The 3,800-nt window shown below is 63.7% G+C and carries 5 protein-coding genes; 2 read left to right on the plus strand and 3 right to left on the minus strand.

All coding sequences use genetic code 11. The features are described from left to right. Together VNZ93_RS01070 and VNZ93_RS01075 are read left to right on the plus strand one after the other, a co-directional pair. Positions 1 to 232, plus strand: a 232-nt coding sequence (locus VNZ93_RS01070; protein WP_325698825.1) for a citrate/2-methylcitrate synthase, incomplete at its 5' end; no start/stop codon positions are given. 135 nt (positions 233 to 367) lie between these two features. Next, positions 368 to 655, plus strand: coding sequence for a GlsB/YeaQ/YmgE family stress response membrane protein (locus VNZ93_RS01075; protein WP_325698828.1), 288 nt, complete (start codon positions 368 to 370; stop codon positions 653 to 655). Between the two features lie 70 nt (positions 656 to 725). Here VNZ93_RS01075 and VNZ93_RS01080 read toward each other — a convergent pair whose 3' ends face one another. The 3 genes from VNZ93_RS01080 to VNZ93_RS01090 all read right to left on the minus strand — a co-directional run. Beyond that, positions 726 to 1,772 (minus strand): beta-ketoacyl-ACP synthase III, encoded by a 1,047-nt coding sequence (locus tag VNZ93_RS01080; protein WP_325698831.1) that lies wholly within the window; start codon positions 1,770 to 1,772, stop codon positions 726 to 728. Positions 1,773 to 1,862: 90 nt separating this feature from the next. Next, entirely contained in the window at positions 1,863 to 3,023 is a 1,161-nt protein-coding gene (gene lpxB / locus VNZ93_RS01085; protein ID WP_325698832.1) for a lipid-A-disaccharide synthase, read from the minus strand. Beyond that, positions 3,020 to 3,800 (minus strand): LpxI family protein (locus tag VNZ93_RS01090; protein ID WP_325698833.1); only part of this gene is annotated, 781 nt, incomplete at its 5' end. The genes lpxB and VNZ93_RS01090, both read right to left, overlap by 4 nt.

Below are 3,800 nucleotides of genomic sequence, written 5' to 3' on the forward strand. Positions count from 1 at the left end.
CGAGAAGAAGCTGTATCCGAACATCGACTTCTATTCAGGCATCACCCTGAAGGCGATGGGCTTCCCGACCTCGATGTTCACCGTGCTGTTCGCCGTCGCCCGTACCGTCGGCTGGATCGCGCAGTGGAAGGAAATGATCGAAGATCCGCAGCAAAAGATCGGGCGTCCGCGCCAGCTCTATACCGGTCCGACCCGGCGCGACTACGTTCCGATCTCGACCCGGAAGGCATAACGCCTTCGCCGACAGTGCGATTGTGCAAAAAGCCGGCTGAGAAGCCGGCTTTTTTCATGCTGGAACTCCGGACATGGTAGCATCGCAGGAAGACTCGGAGCTTCCTGCAACCCGTCGCACCGCTGGAAACGTACCATGCCGACAGTCTCGCAATTCATCGTCTGGATCGTCGTTGGCCTGCTTGGCGGCACGCTCGCCGGTTACGCCATCACCTGGCACAAGGCCGGTTTCGGCGTCTGGCGCAATGCCGCGCTCGGCCTTGTCGGCGCACTGGTCGGCGGCTTTCTGTTCCGGATGTTCGGGCTGTTTCCGAATCTCGACCGGATTTCGATCTCGCTGCGCGATGTCGTGGCCGCGTTCGTCGGCTCACTGATCATCCTGCTGGCGCTTTGGCTTTGGGACAAATACGGCAAGCCGGCCTGACGAGCGCGCCGTTATCCAAGGCAGTAAGGCAGCGGCTTCGACTTAATCGCCCTGCTGAGCGCTCGTCAGATCAGGACGCGCCGTTGCCGTTGATCCGCCCCACGCGCTCGGCGCCGTCGTAGGCCCAGGTCACGTAAGCCGCGCCCCAGGTAAAGCCGCCGCCGAAGGCAGCGAGCACCAGCCGGTCACCGACCTTGAGCTGGTCTTCGTAGTCCCACAGGCACAGCGGGATCGTTGCAGCAGTGGTGTTGCCGTATTTCTGGATCGTCATCATGACGCGCTCCATCGGCATGCCCATGCGCTCGGCGGTGGACTCGATGATGCGGCGGTTGGCCTGATGCGGCACCAGCCACTTGATCATGTCGCCGCGCAGGTTGTTGCGCGTCATGATCTCACCGGCGACTTCCGCCATCTTGGCGATCGCGAACTTGTAGACCGCCGCCCCCTCCTGATGGACGTAGTGCAGGCGCTTCGCGACGGTCTCCGCGGACGGCGGCATCCGGCTGCCCCCGGCCTTCTGATGCAGATGGATCATTCCAGAGCCGTCCGAGCGGATCAGCGTGTCGAGGATGCCCTCCCCGTTCGGACTGGGTTCGATCAGCACGGCGCCGGCGCCGTCGCCGAACAGCACGCAGGTCGCGCGATCGGTATAGTCGATGATCGCCGACATCTTGTCGGCGCCGACCACCACGACCTTCTTGTACTGGCCGTTGGCCACGAATTGCGAGGCGATCGTGATGGCGTAGATGAAGCCGGAACAGGCGGCCTGAACGTCGAACGATCCGATCGGCGCGAGGCCGACCATTTCGCTGATCAGGTTCGCGGTCGAGGGAAAGACGAAGTCGGGCGTCGTGGTCGCGCAGATCAGGAGGTCGATGTCGGACGGCTTGTTGCCGGTCCGCTCGAGCAGGCCTTTCACTGCCTGCGCGCCCATATGAGACGTGCCAAGCCCCTCGCCCTTGAGGATACGGCGCTCCCGGATGCCTGTACGCTCGGTGATCCAGGCATCGGAGGTATCGACCATCCGCGCCAGTTCCGCATTGCTCAGCACGTAATCCGGAAGATACCCGCAAACGCCTGTAATTGCTGGTGTTTTTAAATGATGGCCATTTCGCATGAGGGCTCGCCGGTCAATGGCGACGTGAGAAGAGAGCGCAAATTAGGCGGTTACGGGGCCAGATGCTAGCCCGGCGTTTGCATTGCGGTATCACGCTTGAACCCGGGATTTCTGCGCGACCTGCTCGACGATATCTGCGGCGAGGCGCGCCGGCTGCGCCTGGCCGATCTGCATGATCTCGTCGAGGCGGGCGAACGCTTCAACCTGCCGCCTGCGCTCCGGAGTATCGGACAGGAGCGGCGTGAGCGCCGCGGACAGACTTTCGGGCGTACAGTCGGTCTGGATGAATTCCGGCACGACATTCTCGCCGAGGACCAGATTGGTCAGGATCACTGACGGTACCCGGATCAGGCGGCGCGCGATCGCGGCTTCCCATTTCGCCACCTTGTAGGCGGTGATCATCGGAACGCCGGAGACCCCCAGCTCAAGGGTGACGGTGCCGGATTTGGCAAGGGCTGCGCGCGCCGCACGGAACGCCGCACGGCGATCCTCCCGCTTCACAACGATCTTCGGCCGCAGCGGCCAGCGCGCGGTTTCGCGCAAGACAAGGTCCTGGAGATGAGGCGTCGTCGGGATCACGATATCGATCGGCCAGACTGTCTTTGCGATGCGCTCGATCGTGCGTCCGAACGGCTCGATCAAGCGCCGCACCTCGTTCTTGCGGCTTCCGGGCAAAACGAGGAGCAGCGGCGTGCCGCTTGTGCGCTTGACCGCCTCCTCGGCGTTTGGCCGCAACTCGTCGACCTGCTCCACCAGCGGATGGCCGACATAGGTGCAGGGCGGCCCGCCAAGCTCCTTGTGCACGCCGGGTTCGAACGGCAGGAGCGCCAGCACGTGGTCGATGTAGCGGCTCATCGCCTTTGCGCGGCCCGGCCGCCACGCCCAGACCGACGGCGAAACATAGTTCACGATCGGAATGGAGCGGTTCTTCTTCCGGACCCTGCGCGCGACCCGATGCGTGAAGTCCGGCGAGTCGATGATCACCATGACGTCCGGCCGCTCATCGAGCGCGGCGCGGGCCGTCTGCAGGATGCGGGAGACGATTTTCGGCAACGCCTGAGTGATCCCGGCCAGCCCGACGATTGCGAGATCGTCGATCCGGAACAGTGAAGGCAACCCCTGTGCGGCCATCTCGTAGCCGCCGACCCCGCGGAACTCGACCTTGTCGCCGAGTTTCGCCTTGAGGGCTTGCATCAACGCGGCGCCAAGGCGATCACCGGATTCTTCGGTCGCAACCAGAAAGACTTTCATGAGGTCCCGCCACCGAACTCCGGAAGACCGACCACGAATAGTTTGGCATGGTCCGCCTTCTCAACCACAATTTGTGGTTCGGCGACAATGGCGCCTCCGGCAACGACGGCGAGTCCGGCAAGCCCCGCCTGCTCCACCCCCTCGACCGTCCGCGGGCCGATGGATGGAAGATCAAAACGCCGGTCCTGACCGGCCTTGGGAGCCTTGACCAGAACGCCGGTGCCCAGCGGCGCGCGAAAGCGCTTGGTGCGGCGCAAGTCGGCCACGCGCGCGAGCATCTGATCCGTGCCCTCCGCAGCTTCGACGGCGATGACATGCCGGTTCGCGACCACCACGCCCTGCCCGATATCGAGCGGCCCGAGGGTATGGAGCACTTCAAGGCCATGCGCGATATCGTCGATGTCGCGGGCCGAGGGCGACATCTGTCCGAGCGAGCCTTCCTGAACGAGGATTTCGGGCGCAACCTCATGCGCGCCGAGCAGCCGGAACCCGTGGTCTTCAAGCATGCGCGCCATGCCCGTGAGCAGATGGTTGTCACCCCCGTAGAAATGACGGATCGCCGAGGGCAACACGCGTAGTGTCGCTAGATCGAAATTGATCAACTGACGGAAGCTCGGCCGCAACAGCGTTCCGATAAAGATCACATCGCGGCAGCCTTCACGCCTCGCGAGCCGCAGAAAGCGCCCGAGCTGCGCCACGTGCGCCCAATGGTGCGGATAAGACTTGACGCGTTCCGGATCGGCCCAGCCACGCAACGCGAAAAGAACAGCGCCCCGA

This window comes from Pseudorhodoplanes sp. (assembly GCF_035565795.1).
GTDB lineage: Bacteria > Pseudomonadota > Alphaproteobacteria > Rhizobiales > Xanthobacteraceae > Pseudorhodoplanes.

What these genes read in the sequence shown, in the direction of transcription:
- VNZ93_RS01075 (WP_325698828.1), top strand. Translation starts at nt 368, where the DNA reads ATGCCGACAGTCTCGCAATTCATCGTCTGGATCGTCGTTGGCCTGCTT.
- VNZ93_RS01080 (WP_325698831.1), bottom strand. Translation starts at nt 1,772, where the DNA reads ATGCGAAATGGCCATCATTTAAAAACACCAGCAATTACAGGCGTTTGC.
- lpxB (WP_325698832.1), bottom strand. Translation starts at nt 3,023, where the DNA reads ATGAAAGTCTTTCTGGTTGCGACCGAAGAATCCGGTGATCGCCTTGGC.